This is a genomic window from Gammaproteobacteria bacterium (genome assembly GCA_015709635.1).
In the GTDB taxonomy this organism is placed as follows: domain Bacteria; phylum Pseudomonadota; class Gammaproteobacteria; order Burkholderiales; family Nitrosomonadaceae; genus Nitrosomonas.
In genome coordinates this window covers 2,041,191-2,062,925 of sequence record CP054180.1, presented here as the reverse complement: position 1 = coordinate 2,062,925, position 21,735 = coordinate 2,041,191, and the positions used below count along the sequence as shown (strand labels likewise).

26 protein-coding genes are annotated in these 21,735 nt (G+C 50.6%); 4 read left to right on the top strand and 22 right to left on the bottom strand.

Translation table 11 applies throughout. The features are described 5' to 3' along the window. The first annotated feature begins 25 nt into the window (after positions 1-25). The gene (locus HRU78_09810; protein QOJ25006.1) at positions 26-1,093 is read left to right on the top strand and encodes a carotenoid 1,2-hydratase; all 1,068 of its coding nucleotides are present in this window, start codon (positions 26-28) and stop codon (positions 1,091-1,093) included. Between the two features lie 701 nt (positions 1,094-1,794). Here HRU78_09810 and HRU78_09805 read toward each other — a convergent pair. The 18 genes from HRU78_09805 to HRU78_09720 all read right to left on the bottom strand — a co-directional run bounded on the left by HRU78_09805 (position 1,795) and on the right by HRU78_09720 (position 16,420). After that, positions 1,795-3,513: an EAL domain-containing protein gene (locus tag HRU78_09805; GenBank protein ID QOJ23902.1), complete on the bottom strand. Its 1,719-nt coding sequence runs from the start codon at positions 3,511-3,513 to the stop codon at positions 1,795-1,797. Continuing rightward, a complete protein-coding gene (locus HRU78_09800) occupies positions 3,510-3,722 on the bottom strand; it encodes a hypothetical protein (protein QOJ23901.1) in 213 nt (70 codons plus the stop codon). The genes HRU78_09805 and HRU78_09800 overlap by 4 nt, the downstream gene beginning before the upstream one ends. A 157-nt stretch (positions 3,723-3,879) precedes the next feature. Further along, positions 3,880-4,089, bottom strand: coding sequence for a heavy-metal-associated domain-containing protein (locus HRU78_09795; GenBank protein QOJ23900.1), 210 nt, complete (start codon positions 4,087-4,089; stop codon positions 3,880-3,882). Between the two features lie 32 nt (positions 4,090-4,121). After that, positions 4,122-6,521, bottom strand: coding sequence for a copper-translocating P-type ATPase (locus HRU78_09790; GenBank protein QOJ23899.1), 2,400 nt, complete (start codon positions 6,519-6,521; stop codon positions 4,122-4,124). Between the two features lie 35 nt (positions 6,522-6,556). Continuing rightward, a complete protein-coding gene (locus HRU78_09785) occupies positions 6,557-7,177 on the bottom strand; it encodes a hypothetical protein (protein QOJ23898.1) in 621 nt (206 codons plus the stop codon). Between the two features lie 116 nt (positions 7,178-7,293). Continuing rightward, entirely contained in the window at positions 7,294-8,070 is a 777-nt protein-coding gene (gene tatC / locus HRU78_09780; protein QOJ23897.1) for a twin-arginine translocase subunit TatC, read from the bottom strand. Between the two features lie 71 nt (positions 8,071-8,141). Continuing rightward, positions 8,142-8,528 carry a twin-arginine translocase subunit TatB gene (tatB, locus tag HRU78_09775; protein QOJ23896.1) on the bottom strand — a complete coding sequence of 129 codons (387 nt, stop codon included), beginning with the start codon at positions 8,526-8,528 and terminating at the stop codon, positions 8,142-8,144. 45 nt (positions 8,529-8,573) lie between these two features. Continuing rightward, positions 8,574-8,891, bottom strand: a complete 318-nt coding sequence (gene tatA / locus HRU78_09770; protein QOJ23895.1) for a Sec-independent protein translocase subunit TatA — start codon at positions 8,889-8,891, stop codon at positions 8,574-8,576. A 32-nt stretch (positions 8,892-8,923) separates the two neighbouring features. Further along, positions 8,924-9,274, bottom strand: a complete 351-nt coding sequence (locus HRU78_09765) for a histidine triad nucleotide-binding protein (protein QOJ23894.1) — start codon at positions 9,272-9,274, stop codon at positions 8,924-8,926. Between the two features lie 3 nt (positions 9,275-9,277). Next, positions 9,278-9,604, bottom strand: coding sequence for a phosphoribosyl-ATP diphosphatase (locus tag HRU78_09760; GenBank protein ID QOJ23893.1), 327 nt, complete (start codon positions 9,602-9,604; stop codon positions 9,278-9,280). Continuing rightward, complete coding sequence (hisI, locus tag HRU78_09755; GenBank protein ID QOJ23892.1) at positions 9,597-9,992, bottom strand: phosphoribosyl-AMP cyclohydrolase; 396 nt, start codon at positions 9,990-9,992, stop codon at positions 9,597-9,599. Before hisI ends, HRU78_09760 begins: the two co-directional genes overlap by 8 nt. Positions 9,993-10,043: 51 nt before the next feature. Beyond that, positions 10,044-10,820, bottom strand: coding sequence for an imidazole glycerol phosphate synthase subunit HisF (hisF, locus tag HRU78_09750; GenBank protein ID QOJ23891.1), 777 nt, complete (start codon positions 10,818-10,820; stop codon positions 10,044-10,046). 74 nt (positions 10,821-10,894) lie between these two features. Continuing rightward, the gene (hisA, locus tag HRU78_09745) at positions 10,895-11,650 is read right to left on the bottom strand and encodes a 1-(5-phosphoribosyl)-5-[(5-phosphoribosylamino)methylideneamino]imidazole-4-carboxamide isomerase (protein ID QOJ23890.1); all 756 of its coding nucleotides are present in this window, start codon (positions 11,648-11,650) and stop codon (positions 10,895-10,897) included. A 54-nt stretch (positions 11,651-11,704) separates the two neighbouring features. Further along, complete coding sequence (hisH, locus tag HRU78_09740; protein ID QOJ23889.1) at positions 11,705-12,349, bottom strand: imidazole glycerol phosphate synthase subunit HisH; 645 nt, start codon at positions 12,347-12,349, stop codon at positions 11,705-11,707. A gap of 24 nt (positions 12,350-12,373) precedes the next feature. After that, positions 12,374-12,961, bottom strand: coding sequence for an imidazoleglycerol-phosphate dehydratase HisB (hisB, locus tag HRU78_09735; GenBank protein QOJ23888.1), 588 nt, complete (start codon positions 12,959-12,961; stop codon positions 12,374-12,376). A gap of 46 nt (positions 12,962-13,007) precedes the next feature. After that, positions 13,008-14,093: a histidinol-phosphate transaminase gene (locus tag HRU78_09730; GenBank protein ID QOJ23887.1), complete on the bottom strand. Its 1,086-nt coding sequence runs from the start codon at positions 14,091-14,093 to the stop codon at positions 13,008-13,010. A gap of 98 nt (positions 14,094-14,191) precedes the next feature. Then, positions 14,192-15,121, bottom strand: a complete 930-nt coding sequence (locus tag HRU78_09725) for an HDOD domain-containing protein (GenBank protein QOJ23886.1) — start codon at positions 15,119-15,121, stop codon at positions 14,192-14,194. Positions 15,122-15,253: 132 nt separating this feature from the next. Further along, positions 15,254-16,420 carry a class I SAM-dependent methyltransferase gene (locus HRU78_09720; protein QOJ23885.1) on the bottom strand — a complete coding sequence of 389 codons (1,167 nt, stop codon included), beginning with the start codon at positions 16,418-16,420 and terminating at the stop codon, positions 15,254-15,256. 97 nt (positions 16,421-16,517) lie between these two features. On the opposite strand from HRU78_09720, the gene HRU78_09715 reads away from it, so the two are divergent. Further along, positions 16,518-17,258 (top strand): pteridine reductase, encoded by a 741-nt coding sequence (locus HRU78_09715; GenBank protein QOJ23884.1) that lies wholly within the window; start codon positions 16,518-16,520, stop codon positions 17,256-17,258. A gap of 24 nt (positions 17,259-17,282) precedes the next feature. Here the strand turns inward: HRU78_09715 and HRU78_09710 are convergent, their stop codons facing one another. After that, the gene (locus HRU78_09710; protein ID QOJ23883.1) at positions 17,283-17,621 is read right to left on the bottom strand and encodes a YraN family protein; all 339 of its coding nucleotides are present in this window, start codon (positions 17,619-17,621) and stop codon (positions 17,283-17,285) included. After that, entirely contained in the window at positions 17,608-18,726 is a 1,119-nt protein-coding gene (locus HRU78_09705) for a penicillin-binding protein activator (GenBank protein QOJ23882.1), read from the bottom strand. The genes HRU78_09710 and HRU78_09705 overlap by 14 nt, the downstream gene beginning before the upstream one ends. A 9-nt stretch (positions 18,727-18,735) precedes the next feature. Here HRU78_09705 and rsmI point away from each other — a divergent pair, with 9 nt between their 5' ends. Next, on the top strand, positions 18,736-19,596 hold the full coding sequence (rsmI, locus tag HRU78_09700; protein ID QOJ25005.1) for a 16S rRNA (cytidine(1402)-2'-O)-methyltransferase: 861 nt from the start codon (positions 18,736-18,738) through the stop codon (positions 19,594-19,596). Between the two features lie 48 nt (positions 19,597-19,644). Then, entirely contained in the window at positions 19,645-20,685 is a 1,041-nt protein-coding gene (gene pyrC, locus HRU78_09695; GenBank protein ID QOJ25004.1) for a dihydroorotase, read from the top strand. Between the two features lie 31 nt (positions 20,686-20,716). On the opposite strand, the gene HRU78_09690 is transcribed toward pyrC, so the two are convergent. Further along, positions 20,717-21,085, bottom strand: a complete 369-nt coding sequence (locus tag HRU78_09690) for a DUF393 domain-containing protein (GenBank protein ID QOJ23881.1) — start codon at positions 21,083-21,085, stop codon at positions 20,717-20,719. Positions 21,086-21,177: 92 nt separating this feature from the next. Continuing rightward, positions 21,178-21,525: a hypothetical protein gene (locus HRU78_09685; protein QOJ23880.1), complete on the bottom strand. Its 348-nt coding sequence runs from the start codon at positions 21,523-21,525 to the stop codon at positions 21,178-21,180. Positions 21,526-21,735: the final 210 nt, after the last annotated feature.

The following is a 21,735-nucleotide window of genomic DNA, read 5'->3' as shown; positions in this document are numbered from 1 at the left end:
CTGCAAACAAGCTAACGCACAACGCATGGTTGTTCTCATGTTGATGCTGCTCGGTTTTCTCGGAATGGAAGTGCTGGCCGAGTCGAACCGGTTGAAGCCAGTCACGCCGGATTACCAGCTCGTGTTCCCGCAAGATTACGGCGCGCATCAGGATTTTCGCATCGAATGGTGGTATATCACCGGCTGGCTGCAGACCGAAAATAACAAGCCGCTGGGTTTTCAGGTGACTTTTTTCCGTTATGCGACCGATCAAAATCACGATAATCCCAGTCAATTTGCCGCGAAATATCTGATTATCGCGCATCTGGCGTTATCCGACCCGGATACGGGTAAATTGATGCATGAAGAAAAAATGTTGCGCGAAGGCTTCGATCTGGCTTATGCCCGATCGGGCAATACCGACGTGAAGCTGGATGATTGGACGCTGATGCGGGAAGCGGATGGGCGCTATCGAGTGGATATGCAGGGCAAAGATTTCGGTTTACAGCTATCGCTGACGCCAACGCAAATGGCGATGCTGCAAGATCAAAGCGGTTTCTCGCGCAAAGGGCCGAAACCGGAACAGGCCAGTTATTATTACAGCGAACCGCATTTGCAAGTAGCCGGCACTGTATTGCGTAATGGCAAGCCGGTGAAGGTTACAGGCAGCGCTTGGCTGGATCATGAGTGGTCGACGGCTTACCTCGATCCCGATGCGGATGGCTGGGATTGGGTCGGTGCCAATTTGAACGACGGTTCGGCATTGATGGCTTTCCAGATTCGCCGCAAGGGTGGCGGTAAAGTTTGGGCATATGCCGCACTGCGCGACGCGAGCGGCACTATCCGCTTTTTTGCGCCGGAACAGGTGGAATTTACCCCTATCCGCACGTGGCGATCGCCGCATACCGAAGCAACTTACCCTGTTGCCATGCATATTCGCACAGCCGAAATCGAATGGCGGCTCACCCCTTTGCTGGACGATCAGGAACTGGATTCCAGTCAATCAACCGGCTCGGTTTACTGGGAAGGAGCCGTCGCTCTGACCCGGGATCATCAGCCGGCCGGATATGGTTATCTTGAATTGACCGGTTACGTAAAGCCTTTAGCACTGTAACCATGACTTTTATTCATTCAATACATGGGAATAGCGTGAAATTGCTTACTTGGTTTACTGAGATAAAGCGAGATGTTTTGCCGGATTAGATAGATTTTTATAGTAAAAAAAGCGCGCGCTCAATTTCAATACTTTCATTGTTGTTAAATGTGAGTTAGAATCACCGGGCGCAATAATCTGAATGGTGCAAGATGATTGCGGATAATGTACTCGGTTCTATAAAGGAAAGATCGCTATTGCAGTGAATCTGGGGAACAGAGAATAAAGTTAAACGGTTATAAGTTTTGTAATCGTATGTGGAGGGACCGGTCACTGATCGGTTTTAATTCTTAATCAAAGGAGATTGTTATGGCCGAAATCAACAGAAGAGAAACAGACGCACAAGTTTTAAGATTGTTCTTTATTTCAACAGCTGCTTTCCTCGTTATCGGAGCAATTGTTTACGGCGTATTCTAGACTGAAAAAAGATCGCTGCCCTTGACTTTGTTAAATACTTTTTTATCAGGGTTCATTGCATCATAGCAAGTGATAGGCGGGGCAGAGTCAGTCAGTAATTCCCAAAACAATGCCCATCTGTTTGCGATATTGTTTATCCGGCAGATGGGCATTGTATTTCTGCAGTAAGAAGTTTGCAGTAATCCTCCCTTTACGCAATAGCGGACCGGATTCAGGTATCAATCATTGCAGGGTTTCGCCCGGTATTAAGGAATGCCGTCATTATTTTTCATTATCTGGCAGTCCATTTGTTTGATGAAACTGTGCTCGTGCATGGGTGAATGAAAGAAATAACCCTGAATGAAATCGCAGTCATGCAATTTCAGTTCTGCCAATTGAGCTTCCGTTTCTATACCTTCCACGATCAGCTTTAACCCTAAAGAATGGCCTAATCGAGTGATCGCATCGATCAGTACTTGTTTCTTCTGCCGATTTTCCATTTCATCGACAGACGATTTACCGATTTTTAACAGACTGACGGGAAGTTGAATCAATTGTGCCAAGGAAGAATATCCTGCACCGAAATTATCAATGGCGATTTGTAGCCCTAAATCCGCCAACTGATGCAGTACCGTCAAATTCGATTCAACAACATCCGGCATTAGTGCGGCTTCCGTCAGCTCTAGCACGATTCCGGCAGGATCGGCACCGGTTTCTTGCAATATGGCTGCAAAATTTGCGGCTAACTGTTTTTGACTCAGTTGCCGTGCCGACAGATTGATTGCGACGTAGGGCGTCTTTTCTTTCCAGCGCTGCTGCCAATCGGCTTGTGCTTTGCAGCCTTGGCGGAATACCCATTCCCCGATGGCGAAGATCATGCCGGTCATTTCCGCAACCGGGATAAAAATTGCCGGCTGTATGGCTTTTCCATCCTGATTCCATCGCAGCAGCAGCTCGGCGCCGACGATTTGCCCGGTATCCGGTGTAATGATCGGCTGAAAAACAGAAGAAAATTCATTGCACTCAAGTGCTCGCCGCAATCCCAGGCTGATTGAATTTTTTTGTTGCGCTTGCGCTTGCAGTTTGTCGTTGAAAAATTGCCAGCCATCGCGGCCGCTTTGTTTCATTTCGTACATGGCGGTATCCGCCAAGCGCATCATTTCATCGGCTGAATACTGTTGGCCGTGACCGATAATGATGCCGATACTCGCGGTGACGAATAGATTCAGTGCCTGATACTGGATACATTCTTTCAGTGCATCGTTGATACGCATCGCCAAATTGGCAATCAATTCTGGCTGTTCAATTTGTTCGCACAGTACAATGAACTCATCCCCGGACAGCCGCCCTACGGTATCGCTGGGCCGGACTTGATCCAGCAACCGGTCGGCGATTATTTTCAGTACTTCATCACCGGTTTCGTGACCATAGTTGTCATTGATCAGTTTGAAGCCATCCAGATCGATAAACAGTAGCGCGACATTCAACTTGTTTCGCAACGAACGTTGCAATGCATTGTTTAGCCGTTCAAGGATCAGTTTGCGGTTGGGTAGATTAGTGAGCGCGTCGTGTGTCGATTGCCGGATCAATTCCTGCTCTTGATGCTTGCGTTGCGTGATGTCGAGCATGGTAACCACCAATACCCATTGATCGCCCGCATGGAATTTGGCGATTCCTGCTTCGAGCTCGACCTGAGTCCCGTCTTTGCAATGCCCGAGCACGGAATTACCTTGACTGATACGGCGCTGTGTTTCATGGCTCAGCACGAATTGTTCGAGCGCTTCAGCATGCTGCTTACGGTAATGCGGCGGCAGTAAAACATGTACCGGCCGGCCGGTTAATTCTTCCGGCGTATAACCGAATAGTTGGCAGGCGCTGCGATTGGCTTCGATGATGATGCCTTTTTCGCTGGTAATGATAATAATCAAGTCGATAACGGACAGGATCTTTTGTGCCGCATCGCTGATGACTTGTTTGCTGATCATGATCGGATTCGGTGCGGCATGATCCGGCGCTGGTAAGGTAACGGAGCGATCCGCGATGCACCTGCCGATTTCCCGGCAAGATTACGGGTACCGCTTGCCGTGCGTGCGTTCGATAAGCGAACCGCAACGTTGCGGCAGTCGTGAGCCGCCGCGGTTTTTACCGCGAATGACATTAAACCAAGCCAAATCGGCTCGATGATTACCTTCATAGAATCCCGTTTTTTATATTTGTTGGGATGAAGCAGTATTAATTTGATGCTTGAGCTATAAGAATTGTCTTACATGAATGAATGCGGATTTTACTATAAGCAAAATTGCTTGGGAAAGATATCTGATAGCCGGAAGGCCGGTGCCGGTGAAATATTTTTAATCGGCTACGTCAAATCCCGCGTCGATGATGGCTTCTTTAAGCTGATCGGGATTGGTGCTGGCGGGATCAAATTGAACGACGGCTTGGGCGGGATCGAGCGTGACTTCCAATTGAGCGATTCCCGGCAAATTCTTGAGGACTGTCTTGATGCTGTTGACACAGCCCATACAGGTCATGCCTTTGATTTTGATCGTAGCGGTTTGCATGATGACGACTCCCTAAAATGATTCTTGTTTTTTTAATGATTAGCCTGCCAGCGCTTTAATAACAATGAATTGCTGACGACCGATACCGAACTCATCGCCATGGCGGCACCGGCGATGACCGGGTTGAGCATGCCGACGGCTGCCAATGGAATACCCAGCGTATTGTAGACGAAAGCAAAGAACAGGTTCTGGCGGATTTTCCTTAGCGTGGCGCGTGACAAGGAAATGGCGTCGGCAACGCTCATCAGGTCATTGCGGATCAAGGTAATATCGGCAGCTTCTATGGCAACATCCGAACCGGCGCCAATGGCGAAACTGACGTCTGCGGCAGCCAAAGCCGGTGCGTCGTTGATGCCGTCGCCAACCATGGCGGTGAACTTGCCGCTGCTTTTCATTTTTGCAACTGCTGCGGCTTTGTCTTGCGGCAAGACTTCGGCGCGATAGTGCGTTATACCGGTTTGTTTAGCGATCGCCGCAGCCGTCATGGCGTTGTCGCCGGTCAGCATCACCACGTCGATACCCATCGATTGCAATTGCTTGACGGCCTTGATCGAAGTGTCGCGTAAACGGTCGGCAATCGCCAAGTGACCTAGCAATTGGGGGGTGTCTCCATTGACGGATGCAACGGCAACGACGGTTTTTCCTTCGCTTTGCAGTGTGGCAACCGGTTTTTCATCCAAAGCAACGCCTAGTTGCGCCAGAAATTTGGGCGAACCCAGCAGGTATTGTGTGCCGTTTATACGTGCCATGATGCCGCTGCCGGCGATGGCGGAAAATTCCTCAATGGCGGTCAGTACTAGCTGCTGTTGCTGTGCGCTATCCAGAACCGCCCGCGCCAGCGGGTGTTCGGATCCTTGTTCGAGTGAAGCTGCAATTTGCAGTAACTCTTGTGCGCTGATTGAATTTGCCGGAAGGATGTCCGTGACCTCCGGTTTGCCTTCCGTCAGGGTGCCGGTTTTGTCGACTATCAGGGTTTGGATTTTCTCTGCATGTTCCAGCGCCGCTGCATTCTTGACCAGCACACCAATTTGCGCGCCGCGTCCGGCGCCGACCATGATCGCGGTCGGTGTGGCCAGTCCCAGTGCACAAGGACAAGCGATCACCAGCACGGCGACAGCGTTGATGAGCGCGGCGACGAACGCGTCAGTCAACCACCAGGTGATAGCCAGGGTCAGGATGCTGATGACCACAACAACCGGAACGAAAATACCCGAAATCGTATCCGCCAGGCGCTGGATGGGCGCTTTCGAGCCTTGCGCTTGCTCGACCAGATGAATGATGGCGGCGAGCTGCGTATGCGCACCGACGCTGGTGGCGCGGCATTTGAGCAAGCCGTTGACATTTTGTGTGGCGGCAAAAACCTTAGCACCGGTCTGTTTGCTGACCGGCAGGCTCTCGCCGGTCAGCATGGATTCGTTGACACTTGAGGTTCCTTCGATAACGACGCCATCGACCGGCAGGTTCTCACCGGGGCGCACGATGAAAACATCGCCGACTTGCAGGCTGTCGGCCGGAACTTCGAGAATTTCACCGTTACGTTCGATGCGGGCGGTTTTGGGCTGCAGCCGGATCAAAGCTTCGATCGCTTCGGAAGTTTTTCCCTTGGCGCGCGCTTCCATTAATTTACCGAGCAGTACCAGCGTAATAATGGCGGCACTGGCTTCAAAATACACATGCTGATCCAGCTTCAAGGCAGTGACAATAGCGCTGAAGCAATACGCCATGCTGGTGCCTAACGCAACCAGTACATCCATGTTCGCGCCACCTGCGCGCAACGAATGCCACGCGCCGGTATAAAAGCGGCGGCCAATCCAGAACTGTACTGGTGTGGCCAGGAGCCATTGCAGCCAGCGTGGCAGCATGTCCATGTCGTGACCGGTGAACATCGCAGCCATTTGCAGCACCAGCGGCAAAGTGAGCAGCGCCGAAATCCGGAATAACCGCAATTCAGCTTGGTAGGCGGCGAGCCGCCGTGCTTTTTCCTCGGCATGACCGGATTCGCTGATTTCAGTGGCATCGTAACCGGCGTCAATGACAGCTTGAATCAAGCGGTCAACGGTCACTGCGCCGGGTGCGAAATTGACTCTTGCCGTTTCAGTGGCCACATTGACAATGGCCGTGACGTCGGGCAATTGGTTGAGCGCTTTTTCGATATGACCGGCGCAAGCGGCGCAGGTCATTTTGTGCAATTGCAATTGCAATTGCACCGTGCGCGGTGTGACGTGAAAACCGGCTTTCTCGATGGCTTTAACTAACGCGCCGGTATCAACTTGGCTTTCATCGTAGTTTACCTGCGCTTTTTCATTGGCGAAATTGACGGCTGCCTCGACACCGGGCAATTTGTTCAAATTCTTTTCGATACGCGCCGCGCAGGCTGCGCAGGTCATGCCTTCAATCGGTAGTTCGAGGTGTTTAAGCAGTTGGGAATTCACGGTTATTTTTCCAGATAATGAGGTGATTCCGGCTGTTACTGGCGATCAATCATCAGTACGCCATCAACCAATCTGACGCGATCACCCTGATGGAAATGGGTTGCATCCGGAAGCGAAATGATGGCCTGGCTGCCATCGCTCATGGTGACACCGACCTGATATTGATCGTGTGGTTGAATGGTTCCTCCCGCCTGGGAGCCTTGAATGGCTCCGGGATTGCTGGCGCCGTGCGGATACGGATTCTGACGCATCACTTCACGTGCGACCGTTCCAGCGATCACGCCACCGACGATGGCATTAAGACCGGGGCCTTGCCCGATTCTGTTGACGAAATCGATAATCCCGCAGTTGCTGCATCCGGCTGCCGGCGGTTGCCGGTGGATGATACCCGCGTCCGTGCTTTTGATGCTGATGCTGTTGCGCGGTGGTGCAATGGCCGTGCCGGTGCGATGAATGATCCGCGGCGGCCGGTTGACGTCAGGTGGGCTTTCAGGCGATGGTTGTGTCGTCGAACGCTGCGATTGCGGCTGCCGCCGCTGGTCTTGATCCGCTCCGGAGGATTGAGCGAAAGCGATGGTGGCCGCACAGGCGTTGAGAATAACGGCGAATACTGTCATCCGGATTGCTGCATCAATGGCAGGGCGGCTATCAAACATCGCGAATCTCCTTACGGACAATGGCTATAACGAATTCTTAGATTGACAGGGATTGTGTTGGTTGCATGATAGCGGTCTTAGCTTATCTTATTCCCTGTGTAAGCCGGATAGCCTGATCAATCGGTTTTGGTCGGAACATCTTTTTGTTTTGACGCATCTGCAGAACCTTCTTCTTCCGGCTGCTGTTTTTTTATCATGAGTGCAGCGATGAAGATGCCGAGTTCATACAGCAGGCATAAAGGTACTGCGAGCATAAACTGCGACACCACATCGGGCGGCGTGAAAACGGCGGCGATGACGAATGCGCCGACAATGACATAAGGGCGAACTTCCTTGAGTTTTTCGATAGTGATGACACCGGTTCTGACCAGCACGATGACAAATACCGGGACTTCGAAAGTCACGCCGAAGGCGATGAACATCGATAAAACAAAGCTCAGGTATTTGCTGATATCGGTCATTACGGCCACGCCTTCGGGCGCGAAATAAGTGATGAACTCGAATACCACCGGCAATGCGGCGAAGTAGGCGAATGCCATGCCGCAGAAGAACAGCAGACTGCTGCCGATGACCAGCGGCAGCGCCAGGCGTTTTTCGTGCGAATAAAGTCCGGGAGCGACGAAAGCCCAGATTTGATACAGCGTATGCGGCAAGGTGAGGACAAATGCCATCATCATCGCGACCTGCATCGGTACGAAAAACGGCGTCGCCACATCGGTGGCGATCATTTGCCCGCCTTGTGGCAGTTTCTCCAGCAGCGGCTGCGCCAGCAGGGTGTACAACTCGCGCGCGTAAAAAGCGCACGGCAGGAATCCGATCAGTAATACACCCACGATGCGGATCATGCGGACACGCAATTCCACTAAATGCGACAGGAATGAGCCTTCAAGCATGATGAATGCGGCAGTGTGGATTAAGCTGCACCGGCGGCATCAGCAAGAATCCTGCAATTTGTATGCAACAACTACTTTTTGCCCTGATCATGGCTGTTTTGCGCCGTTTCGCTGCTTTCTGCAATTGTTTGGGTTTGCTCTATCGGTTGCGAGTGTGAGTCGGTAGGTGGGGTTTCTTCAGTTTTGCCATCCGCTATTGTCGTTTTTAAATGATCAACGCCTTGCTGTACTGAATCTTCGATGGAGTGCACGGTTTCCTGCACGGAAGATTGCATTTTTTTCAGTTCCTCCATGCGCATTTCATTATGAATGTCGGTTCTGATGGCATAGACGAAATTGCGGCAACGTCCGTACAAATGGCCTAGGGTGCGTGCCACCGCGGGCAGGCGCTCAGGTCCGATGACGATCAGGGCGACGATCGAAATCACCAGCAATTCCATGAAACTGATATCAAACATAGTGTCGCGCTGACCGAATCCGGATGAGAGATGCTTGCCGATTATCTAAGTCCGGGTATGAGTTTTTTCCTTAATTTCAGCATCTGCTGCCGGACGATTGACGCCGCCGGCAGGTGCGGCGCTGCCTTCCTTGAAGGTATTCGCACCGGCTTCCTTACTTGCCGTGACTTCGATTACCGCTTCGTTGGGTTGGTTTGAGTGCGATGATGGAGCGGGACTGTTTTCCGATTCTTTCATACCTTCCTTGAATCCTTTCAATGCACCGCCCAAGTCGCTGCCGAGATTGCGCAATTTTTTCGTGCCGAATACCAGAACAACGATGATCAGCACGATAATCCAATGCCAGATGCTAAATGTGCCCATGACTTTCTCCTGTTAGGTGAAACAGCACCGCTCTAGCCGCGGTGAATCATTCCGGGCAAATGCTCCCGGCCACCGATGATATGCAAATGCAGATGAAATACTTCCTGGCCGCCTGCCCGCCCGGTATTGATAATGGTGCGAAAGCCGTTCTCGCAGCCTTGTTCTTTCGCTAATTTCGGGGCTAATAACAGCATCTTTCCCAACAAACCCTGATGATTTTCCCGGACATCCGCGAGCGAATCGATGTGCAGCTTGGGAATCAGCAAGAAATGAACCGGTGCGGCCGGGTTGACATCATGAAAAGCGAGAATGTCTTCATCTTCGTATACTTTATTGGAAGGAATTTCTCCGCGTGCGATTTTACAAAATATACAGTTGTCCATGCGTTAGTCCGTTTTTCGAGAAGCTTTTTCCGCGATGCCGGAAACACCTTCGCGCCTTTCCAGTTCCTGTAGAACGTCGTCCGGCGTCAGTCCGTGGTAAGCGAGTAATACCAGACAATGAAACCATAAATCGGCGGTTTCATAAATCACCTGGTTTGTGTCGCCGTCTTTCGATGCCATCAATGTTTCGGCGGATTCTTCGGCGATTTTTTTGAGTATTTTATCTTGTCCGCCATGCAGCAGTTTTGCGACGTATGAGCTGTTCGCATCGGCTGCTTTGCGTGCTTCGATGGTTTCCGCGAGACGGCGGAGAATCGTTGTGTCAGTCATTTGTATAGATTTCTTCCGGATTTTTGATTACAGGCGCTGCAACAACCCATTCACTGTCTTCCAGTTTCTGGAAGAAACAGCTATGCCGTCCGGTATGACAGGCAATTCCGCCGGTTTGTTCGATCATGAGCAACAGCACATCTTCATCGCAATCCAAGTAAATTTCCTTCACTTTTTGGGTGTGACCGGATTCTTCACCTTTATGCCACAGTTTTTTGCGCGAGCGCGACCAGTAGACGGCTTCGCCTTTTTCCACGGTCAACTTGAGCGCATCGCGATTCATCCAGGCCACCATGAGAATTTTTCCGCTTTCTGCTTCCTGAGCGATGACCGGTATCAATCCATCTTCAGACCAGTTGATTTTACTAAGCCATGTATCGGGAGGCATAAATTAAGTGCTATTTCCGTTCAGTTATCAATTTTGCCTGTCATTTTAGCATTATAAACGCACTTCAATACCATGCTGCGCCATATACTGTTTGGCTTGCTGGACGGTAAATTCGCCGTAGTGAAAGATACTGGCGGCTAATACCGCGTCTGCATGTCCTTGCAAAATGCCGTCGACCAGATGATCCAAATTACCAACGCCGCCGCTGGCGATCACCGGAATATCGATGGCATCGGATATCGCGCGTGTTAACGCGATATCAAAGCCGTTGCGGGTGCCGTCACGGTCCATGCTGGTGAGTAAAATTTCACCAGCACCGAGCGATTGCATTTTGACCGCCCATTCGATGGCATCGATGCCGGTCGCTTTGCGGCCGCCGTGGGTGAAAACTTCCCAGCGCGGTACGCCGCTATCGGGCGAACGGACTTGTTTGGCGTCGATCGCCACGACGATGCACTGCGAGCCGTAATGATCGGATGCATCGGCAACCAATTGCGGATTGAGTATAGCCGATGTATTGATACTGACTTTATCGGCGCCGGCATTGAGTAACCGGCGGACATCGGCGACTTGGCGCACGCCGCCGCCGACGGTCAACGGAATGAATACTTGCGCCGCGACGTCTTCAATGATGTGCAGAATCAGGTCGCGATTGTCCGAGCTGGCGGTGATATCGAGAAAAGTGAGCTCATCCGCACCTTGCTCATCATAGCGGCGCGAAATTTCCACCGGATCTCCGGCATCGCGCAATTCAACGAAGTTGACACCTTTGACAACACGCCCATTGGTTACGTCCAGACATGGAATGATGCGTTTAGCGAGACTCATCGGATTTTAAAGCTGTTGGGGTAATAAGAGGAAAATACTATGGACAGGAATGACAGCGAATCGCGAGATCAATATCAAGAGATGTCGTTATCCTTACTGAGTTTGTCAGCCAAAATCTGTGCTTCCTTGAAGTCCAGCGACCCTTCGTAAATGGCACGCCCGGTAATGGCGCCCATGATGCCTTCCGATTCAATTTCGCACAGTTTGTGAATATCATCGATATTGGTAATGCCGCCGCTGGCAATCACCGGTATGGTGAGTTCCCGCGCCAGTTCGACAGTCGCCTTGATGTTGACGCCGCTGAGCATGCCGTCGCGGCCGATATCCGTGTAGATGACCGCCTCCGCGCCATAGTCTTCAAATTTCTTTGCCAGGTCGATGACATCGTGTCCGGTCACTTTGGACCAGCCATCGACTGCTACCTTGCCTTCCTTGGCATCCAATCCGACCATAATCTGACCCGGAAAAGCATTGCAGGCATCCTGCAGAAAGCCGGGTATTTTGATCGCGGCGGTACCGATAATAACGTACGTGATACCGTCGTCGAGATAGCGTTCGATCGTATCGAGATCGCGAATACCGCCACCCAGTTGAATCGGAATCTGGTCATCCAGGGCCTCGACAATTTCACGAATCACCGCTTCATTTCGCGGTTTTCCGGCAAAGGCGCCATTTAAATCAACCAAATGAAGTCTGCGCGCACCTTGATTCAGCCAGTGCGTCGCCATTTCCCCCGGTTCTTTGGAAAATACCGTGGCATCTTCCATCACGCCTTGTTTAAGCCGGACACAATGCCCATCTTTAAGATCGATTGCAGGAATAATCAGCATAACTTAATCAGAATGGATAGTTGATTAACAGAGTCAGTTTACTATGATTTGGTTTTAGAAATGCGGTGTCCATTTGGCAAAATTACTTAACAGGGTTAATCCTGCGAGTTGACTTTTCTCCGGATGGAACTGTACCGCGAAAATATTATCTTTTGCAACGGCGCAAGTAAATGGGAAAGGATAATGGCTTTGCGCCGCGATGGATGCGGTATCCGGCGTTTCGACATAATAGCTGTGCACAAAATAAAAACGCGCATCCGCTGCGATATCCTCCCATAGAGGGTGTTTGATCGCTTGATACACTTGATTCCAGCCCATATGCGGTACTTTCAGTTTTTGTCCGTTCGCGCTTGTCATAACTGGAGCGGGAAAGCGCACGACTTTTCCGGGCAGGATGTTAAGACCTTTGACATTGCCTTCCTCGCTTTCTTCAAACAGCATTTGCAGACCGAGGCAGATGCCGAGAAAAGGTTTATGAGTAGCCGCTTCCATGACTGCTTCGCGCAATCCGCGTGTTTCGAGTTCATCAATACAATTACGCATGGCGCCTTGGCCGGGGACGACGACACGTTTAGCTTTCCGTACGACAGCCGGATCGCTGGTAACCGCTATCGTGACAGCGGGGGCTACATGTTCAAGTGCTTTATGGACGGAACGTAAGTTTCCCATTCCATAATCAACAATTGCGATATCAGTCATATCGTGATGTTAAAGACAGAGTGCTTATAAAGTACCTTTGGTGGATGGGATAATGCCGCTGGCTGCCGGATCATGCTCTAGCGCTACGCGCAAGGCGCGTCCGAATGCCTTGAAGATGGTTTCCGCCTGATGATGCGCGTTTCTTCCGGACAGATTGTCGATATGCAGGGTTATCAAAGCGTGATTGACCAAGCCTTGGAAGAATTCATGGATCAGATCGACATCGAAATCTCCAATACGCGCCCGCGTGAAATCGACATTGAAGACTAAACCGGGACGGCCGGATAAATCGATGACCACACGCGACAGCGCTTCATCCAATGGCACGTAGGCATGACCGTAGCGGCGCAATCCTTTTTTATCACCTGCAGCTTTGGCAAGCGCTTGACCGAACGTGATACCGATATCTTCAACGGTATGATGGGCATCGATATGCAAGTCGCCTTTTGCGGCGATTTCGAGGTCGATCATGCCGTGGCGCGCGATCTGATCGAGCATGTGATCGAGAAACGGCACACCGGTTTCAAGAACGGATTTGCCCGTTCCATCCAGGTTCAGATGAATACTGATCTGGGTTTCCAGTGTATTTCGTATGACTTGTGCCCGGCGCATAAATTAACTTGGAATTTTTGATGAATGCAAGAAAATTGAGAGAATTCTAAACTGTTTCACTCAGGATGGTACGTAATGTCGCGCAAAATTGTGAATTTTCATCGGGGGTACCCACGGTTACACGTAAGCAATTTTCCAATAAGGGATGAGAGCCGTCCAGGTTTTTGATCAAAATGTTACGTTGTTTAAGTGCTTGAAAGATTTGGCTGGCAGCATTAACACGAAACAAAATAAAGTTAGCATTGGAAGGGTATACCGTAATACCGCGCATTGTACCAAGAAATGTGCTCATTTTTGCACGTTCTGATTTAATCGCTTCCGCCTGTTCCGATAATACCGCGGTATGGTGCAATACCTTTTCTGCAATCAATTGCGTCATTATGCCAATATTGTAAGGCAAACGCACCTTTTCCAATTGCTGTAACCACTCGGAGCGGCCAATTAAAAGCCCCAGCCGTAAACCGGCTAATCCTGATTTGGATAGCGTCCGCATCAGTAGCACGTTCGGGTATTGGCCGAGCTGGTCGATAAAGCTTGCTTCCGCGAAAGCCTGATAAGCTTCGTCGATAACGATAATGCCCGGCGTTGCTTGTATGATGCTTAGAATCGCCGCAGGATCGAATAAATTACCGGTCGGATTATTCGGATACGCCAGGAAGATCACAGCAGGTTGATGTTTTACGATCGCTGCTAACATGGTATCCAGATCCAGAGAGAAATCCTGTTTTAAAGGTACGCCGACATAGCGGATGTTGGCGAACGTGGCGATCATACGGAACATGACGAAAGCCGGTTCAACGCTCATCAGCACTGCGCCGGGCTTGGCAATCGCCATCGCGATGATTTGAATGATCTCATCCGATCCATTTCCCAGCAGAATATCCAGATTATCAGCGATGCCCAGTGCTTGCCGCAGCGCTGCCTTAAGGGAAACCGCACTGGCGTCGGGATAGCGGTTTACCGGTGCATGCGGCACCAATTGCGCGATCTCATCACGTAATGCCGGTGGCAAGGAGTAGGGATTTTCCATGGCATCCAGCTTGATCATACCCGCTGCAGGCGGCACATGATAAGCCGATAAAGCGAGAATTTCCGGGCGGATAATGTGTTCTGGGTTATGTGAATTCGACATAGTCGCCTATTCTAACCCAAGACAAGACGCATAATTCAAGTTGTCGCTCGGAATCGGTACACGAATTAACAGTGTTGTTTAATCCATCGTGATGATTTTTATGCCGCAAGATCCTGTGCCAGCGTATGAAACTCGCTCTGACACCCGCGGATTTTTTCTTGTGCCGCATGAGCCGCATTTTCATCGATTCCCAAGCATTCCATCAGTGCAAGCGTATCGATATAGGGGCAACCGTCAGCTTGTGCTTGATCTTGCAACAGGCGGTTGGCGAGCGCGAGCAATTTGACGCAGGATGCATGTTTACCGGAGTAATCCGGAAAGTTTTGCTCTGCGACGGCAACCGCAATTTCTTCCGGTAAATCCCAAGCTTTAATCAGATACATACCGATCGTATCGTGCGTAATGCCGAAAACCTGCAATTGCAATGCGCGTGCATCCTGTTCCGGGTAGCGGGTAACCAAATCGTTTAGATAGGAAAATTCTTTAGGGTAGAGATGTCCGAACAGGAAATATCCAAAATTATGAAATAAACCACTGAGATAGATCAGTTCACAATCGATGAGATGTTTCTCTGTCATGATGTGACAGAGTTCGCGGCAGAGCGCGGCGCCTTCCAATGCTTGATTCCAAATGCGGATGCGCCCTAATGTGCCGTGATTCGGCAGCTGGAGGCAGCCGGAGGAGATGATGCCCAGGGCTAAATTGAGAGCGGTATTGAAACCTAGTACCAACGATACCGCAAGGTGCACCGAGTTGATCCGGTTACCGTAACCAAAGATAGACATACGGGCGTATTTCATGATGAAAGCGGCCAGAGCGGGATCTTTTTCTATCAACTCTGTGAGCTGTTCCAGATTGGCTTCCGGATGATTGCGTAACTTGAATAATTGGCGCGCAGTTTCCGGCAGCGGGGGAATTTGCCCGGCTTGTTGCAGAATGCTGCGGAAATTCTGGCTGAATTCCAGTTTGTTAATGATCAACATCGATTCGATCTCAAAATTTTGGTTGGTGTTATATGTGATTGCCAAATTCTTACTGCGAGCTTTCTTTATATGACGGGAGGCAACTAGCAGCAGAACGATGAATGCATACGATGAAGGAAAATTTACCCGCTTGGTGAATCGGCAGGTTTTCTGTCTTCTTTACCGGGATCACGATTTTTATAATAAGCGGCTCATGTCACCGGCATTAAATCCGCTCAGCGGCTCTGAAAAGTTTTTTCCAAAAGCAATGACTTTGAACAATTCGCCCATTTCAGCCGGGCTAACCAATTTTTGCAGTTGATTCGATTGCGGTAAGTAGCGATGGATATCTTCCGTGGATGTTTGCGCGAGCATCTCGGTGACGCCGCAGTTGAGCAAAAAATAGGCTTGGGTCGTGTAACCCAGAAGTTCTAATCCGGAATTTTCCGCAACCTGCGTCAGCGCGCTGAAATCCACATGACTGGTGATATCCTGCAAACCGGGAAGGTAAAACGGATCATCGTGCGCATGGTGGCGGTAATGGCACATCAAGGTGCCCTGGTTGCGTTGCGGGTGATAATACTCACTGCGGCCGAAACCGTAGTCGATGAACAACAGGATACCTTGCTGCAGCGCGCTTGCCAGACTTCGCATGAAATGCATGGCGGTCAGATTGATTTCGCTGACATAATCGATGGACTCATGATCCGGATTGATTGTGGCGGTTAATTGACCGGCGGTATCAAATAGCTCTTTATCCGCAATGGTGCGGTCTTGCCATGCGAATCGGTCGTTTTGCCAGGTTACGCCGCGCTCCAGCACGGCATCATGATACCATCGGACAATATGCACCGGCATTGCATCCAGCACTTCGTTGGCGAGCATGATGCCGGTGAATGGATCGGGCAGCTGTTCCAGCCACTCGATGCGATGTATAAGATGGGGCGCTTCGTCAGCCAATAACGTTTGCTGCCGTTGGCGCAAGTCGGGGCTGACTTCGAGAATGTAATATTTTCTGGGTAATGCAGCGGATTTTTCCAGCTCAAGCAAGATATCCCGCACCAATTTACCCGATCCGGCGCCAAATTCCAAAATGTCGGCCTGTGCCATGTGTTGTAAGATTTGCTTGAGTTGCCGCGCCAGTGTGCGGCCGAATAACGGGGAGATCTCCGGAGCGGTGACGAAATCTCCGGCGCTGCCTAATTTTGCCGCACCGCTGCTGTAATAACCCAATCCTGGTGCGTACAATGCAAGATTCATATAATCTTCAAAAGAAATCCAGTGATGGGCTGCAAGAATTTTTTCCCGGATCATTGCCTGTACCGATCGGCTATGTGTTAAAGCAATTTCACTGGGAGGTAACATGTTTTTGATCAATGATATATGAAATAAATTTAGAGTGGATTGTAAAGTTAGTTTATAAAATGGGCCATAGTGTAGCAGTTCTTTGAAGGAGACGCGCGTGCAAGGAAAAGTGATTCTGGTTACCGGCGGTGCCAAACGAGTGGGCGCAGCCATCTGCCGCCGGATGCATGCGCAAGGCGTGCGCTTGATCGTGCACTACCGCTCTTCATTCGATGAAGCCAAAGCACTGCACGACGAGTTGAACCGGAAACGCGCCGATTCGGTGGCTTTTGTGCAAGCCGACTTGCTCGATACCGAATTATTACCCGAGATGGTTGAGAAAGCGGCTAACCGCTTCGGACAACTGGATGTGCTGATCAACAATGCCTCGAGTTTTTTTCCGACATTGCTGCAGCAATGCACGCTGGACGATTGGCGCGACCTGGTTGGCAGCAATCTCCAGGCGCCTTTGTTTCTAGCCCAGGCAGCTGCGCCGTATCTGAAAGAACAACGCGGTTGCATAGTGAATATCGTCGACATCCATACCGAGCGGCCACTGAAAAATTACGTGATCTACAATGCCGCCAAAGGAGGGTTATTGGCACTGACTAAATCGCTGGCAGTGGAAATGGCACCCGAAGTGCGCGTCAACGGTGTTTCACCCGGACCGATCCTGTGGCCGGAAGACGGTGAATGGGCCGACGAAGCCGCTCGTCAGCAGATTATCGCCAGCACCCTGCTCAAACGCTGCGGCGAACCGGACGACATCGCCAGAACCGTGCAATTTCTGATCGCCGATGCGCCGTATATCACCGGGCAGATCATTGCGGTGGATGGCGGGCGGAGTATTTATTTGTGATAGAAATGAATTCAAAATGAGCAATCACTCCCCAAAAGCATCCTTGATCCATTCAATTTCCTGTCCATGATTACCCGATAACAATAGCGCATCAAACCGGCAAGGCGGTTCGCTGGTGAATTGGGATAAATAATGCCGCGCGGTGCGTAGCAGTTTGGCTTGTTTGGCCGGTGTGATGCTGGCAGCGGCACCGCCGAATGTCGCATTTGATCGCATACGGACTTCGATAAAAACCAGGGTTGCGCCGTCGCGCATGATCAAGTCGATTTCACCGAAGCGGCAGCGGTAGTTTTGCGTCACAAGCGCCAGGTTTTGCCGTTGCAGATACGATACGGCGATCTGTTCGGCGTCACTGCCCTTCATTTTCGGGTGTATTTGCGGGTGGTGTCAGCAATCGGACTTTGCCATTGTCGAATTGCGCCGCAATGGGTTCGCGTATAAAGAGGCTGGGGGGGGCGAAGCGAATATTACCGGTGACGCCGTCTAAGGCAATGTCATTGGCGGATTGCTGCTGCAGCAGTTTGGTCATCAAGCGGAAGGCATCAATTCCCAATGCATAAAGGCGCTCCATTTCGGTATTTCTGGTTTTGCCGGTGTGGCGATACGCCATCACCGCGGGGTGGTCCGGTTGCAGCAGCCAGGGCATATCGAGAAATTGGATGCCGTTCAAGTCGCTATTGAGCAGTAAATTATCGATGCCGGTGAAGATCTGTGACGTGGCGTAGACCGGTGCTTCCGGATCGAGATAGGCGCGTACGATGCGCGACTTGGCGGCATCCAGCGCCAGAAATGCCAGCCGCTCGCTACCGGTCGTCATATCGCGCAACTTTTGCAGCACTAGCGGATTTTCACTATAGCGCAGCGCTTCGGCGGTTTTTTCATGTTCGCTTTGCCAGCGTTGTTTGAATGCATTCTGCAAGCGTTTCGATAGGGCGCTGTCGTCGCCGATGATAACCGCATGGTTTCTACCGCTCGCGAGCGCTAATTTCGCAATTTGACCGGCTTCGCTATCGGTTTGTAAACCAAAGAGATACAACTTGGCGGGCAGAGTGTGATGGCTGTCGGTCGTGTTGAGAGTCAGCGTCGGCACCGCAAGTGATTGGCTGGAAGCGATCGCCGATACGCCATCGCGCGTTAACGGGCCAACCACAAATGCCGCGCCGGAAATCACAGCATGGTGATAGTTCATCATGATATCGAGCGGATCGTCGCTGGTTGAGTACAATCGGATTGTCAGCGATAACGATTGTCCGCGTTGCGCAGCGGTTTCAAATCCTTCCTTGACGGCGTTCGCCGCTTCTGCAAACGAGGTGGATTCGAGCGGTAGCAATAGCGCAATATGTGAAACGATTACCGGCCCGGACACAATTTCCGGTTGCGAAGCTTCCTCCATCTCGATGGCTATGGCTGCCGGGTTGCCGTATAGTGCCAGAAGCAATACCGCGAGAATTGTCAATAAACGAGGCATATGAGGATGATGCTGGAAAAAAGTGCATTATATGTGGTTGCCACCCCAATAGGAAATTTAAGCGATATCAGTTCGCGTGCACTGGATATTCTGGCAAAAGTTGACCTGATTGCCGCGGAGCATGTGCAAAATTCTCAACATCTGCTGTCAGCGCATGCCATTACGACGGCAAAATGGGTGACTTTGCATCAACACAATGAGGCGGCAGCCGCTGGCAAAATAGTGGCTCTGCTGGAATCCGGAAAAAGTGTGGCCTTGGTGACCGATGCGGGTACACCGGGCATTTCCGATCCCGGTGCGATTTTGGTTCGGCAGGTGCGTGCACAGGGTTACCGGGTTGTTCCGGTTCCCGGCGCGAATGCAGCTATCTGTGCGATGTCGGCCGCTGGCATCATGAATCCTCATTTTTTATTTTATGGTTTCTTGCCGACCAAAAGCGGATTGCGTAAGCGCGAGCTGACAGCCTTGCAATCGTATCCGTACACGTTGATTTTTTATGAAGCGCCGCACCGCATTCTGGAATGTGTCACGGATATGCTCGCGGTTTTCGGATCGGATCGCGAACTGACCATCGCCCGGGAGTTAACCAAATTATTCGAGACCATTCATTGCGGGGCGCTGCAACAGGTATTGGATTGGCTGCAAGCGGATGCCAATCAGCAAAAAGGGGAGTTTGTTTTATTGCTATCCGGTGCGGAAACTGCGAATAAACCCGGAATTAGCGATCAGGCGCAGCATACTTTAATCTGTTTGCTGGCCGAGCTGCCGCTCAAGCAGGCGGTTAAACTGACCGCAGAGATTAGCGGTGAAAACAAGAAAGTGCTCTATCAACTGGCGCTGGATTTAAAAGCGGCAGGCAACTCCGGATAGCATCCAAGCCTGCGCTATAATAACGGCCACCATCACTATCGGGAAACAATCGTGACCAGTATTACCATTACCCGCCCCGACGATTGGCATTTGCATTTGCGCGACGGCGAACAATTATGTGCTGTACTGCCGCATACGGCGAAACAATTTGCCCGCGCCATCATTATGCCTAACTTGCGGCCACCGGTGACTACAGTCGACATGGCGCTGGCATACCGCGCACGAATTCTGGCTGCTTTGCCAGCAGCGCTGCAATCCGGCTTTGAACCCTTGATGACATTGTATTTGACGGATAATACTTCGCCGGCGGAAATTGTTCGCGCGAAAGCAAGCGGGGTAGTGCACGCTGTGAAGTTATACCCGGCAGGTGCGACGACCAATTCGGATGCCGGTGTGACCGATATCGCCAAATGCTATGCCACATTGGCGGCAATGGAACAAAACAACCTACCCTTGTTGCTGCACGGTGAGGTGACGGATTCCGATGTGGACGTCTTCGACCGCGAGCAAGTTTTTATCGACCGGATACTTGCCCCGCTGGCACAGCGTTTCCCAGGTTTACGTATGGTGTTTGAGCATGTCACTACGCGCGATGCGGTGCAATTTGTAACAGCAGCATCCGACAATATTGCCGCCACGATTACGGCGCATCATCTGCTGTTCAATCGCAATGCGATTTTTCAAGGCGGCATCCGTCCGCATTATTACTGCTTACCAGTATTGAAGCGCGAAATGCACCGCCAGGCTTTGCTGGAGGCGGTCACTTCGGGTAATCCTAAATTTTTTCTCGGTACCGATAGCGCACCACATGGACAGACGAGCAAAGAAAATTCCTGTGGCTGTGCAGGCATTTTTACCGCGCATGCCGCTATCGAGTTGTACGCGACAGCCTTTGAGCAAGCGGGGGCGCTGGATAAATTGGAAGCATTCGCCAGCTTTCATGGTGCGGATTTTTATCGATTACCGCGCAATAAAGGTACGATTACGCTAAAGAGAGAGAGCTGGATTGTCCCGGAACAGTTGGATTTTGCCGGAGATTCGTTGATGCCGCTATATGCCGGTGCCAATCTAAGCTGGAAATTGGTGTGACGTGACGTCGGGAATATTCTTGCAAGGAAAATTACCAGTGTTTCAGCGCCCGGTTCCAGCGATAAAGCAGCCGGGCGAAACCGTTATAGGCATAACGCGCCAGTGATCCGATAACCGGCAATTGCAACAGCTTTGCCAGCCAACGCTGATTTGGCGTTCGCTGCCAAAGATGAATGAAAGCGTCGATGCCAATATGCAATTCACCACTATCGTCCTTGATGTGTAGTCGCTCGCGAACTTGTTCCAGCGGATTGCCTGTCTCTGACACCATATCCGGGTTGTTATGTACATCTACCCATTCAATGTTTTTGATACCGCACAATTGCATGCGTTGGCGTTGATTCTTTATTCCTGCATTGCAAACAGGACAGGCACTGTTGTAATACACTTTAGCAGGCATTCCGGAATTTGTTCTTATTTAAGAATCAATCAAGCATAGCTTGCTGAGAGTAACGTGCGAAGTGCACTGGATTGATTAAGCTTCTGATGTGCTTAATGTAATTCAGGATGTTGATTGATAGTTGTCCGTAAGTCTTTTTGTCTGTCCCCATTTTTCTTATGCCCCAATAACTTATAAGAGCAATATACGCCTAAGCTCAGTGCGATGATAGTTAAAAGAAGCGGAATAGGTGTCGGTATTTCCAGATACCAGCGCCACCATTCCAGACCTGCAAAGATGATAAAAATGGATGGTGCGATGATCAAAGGCAATACATCATTGTCGAGTATCTTGTGGAATTTTTCTTGTGTGAAACGGTTGGCATCGTTAAGAAAATTGTGCGTTTGAGACGGATGCTTGTTTGCTCTTTGTTTGGTGATTTTGAGGCGTAATTTTGGCATAGGAATAATTGTGTCAAAGTATTGTTGTAAATATTGGATTTAATCTAATCAGATCAATCCCTTGGTCTAAAACTTACAGCATTTATCGGTAATGTGAGCGAAAAGTTTATAGTGGACTTTATCCGTTTTATTGGAGGCTTCTCGAGCTTGCAATTCATAGCCTTCCGACTTTCAGGATGTCTCCGGATTTTGCTGATTAAAGCGCGAGTC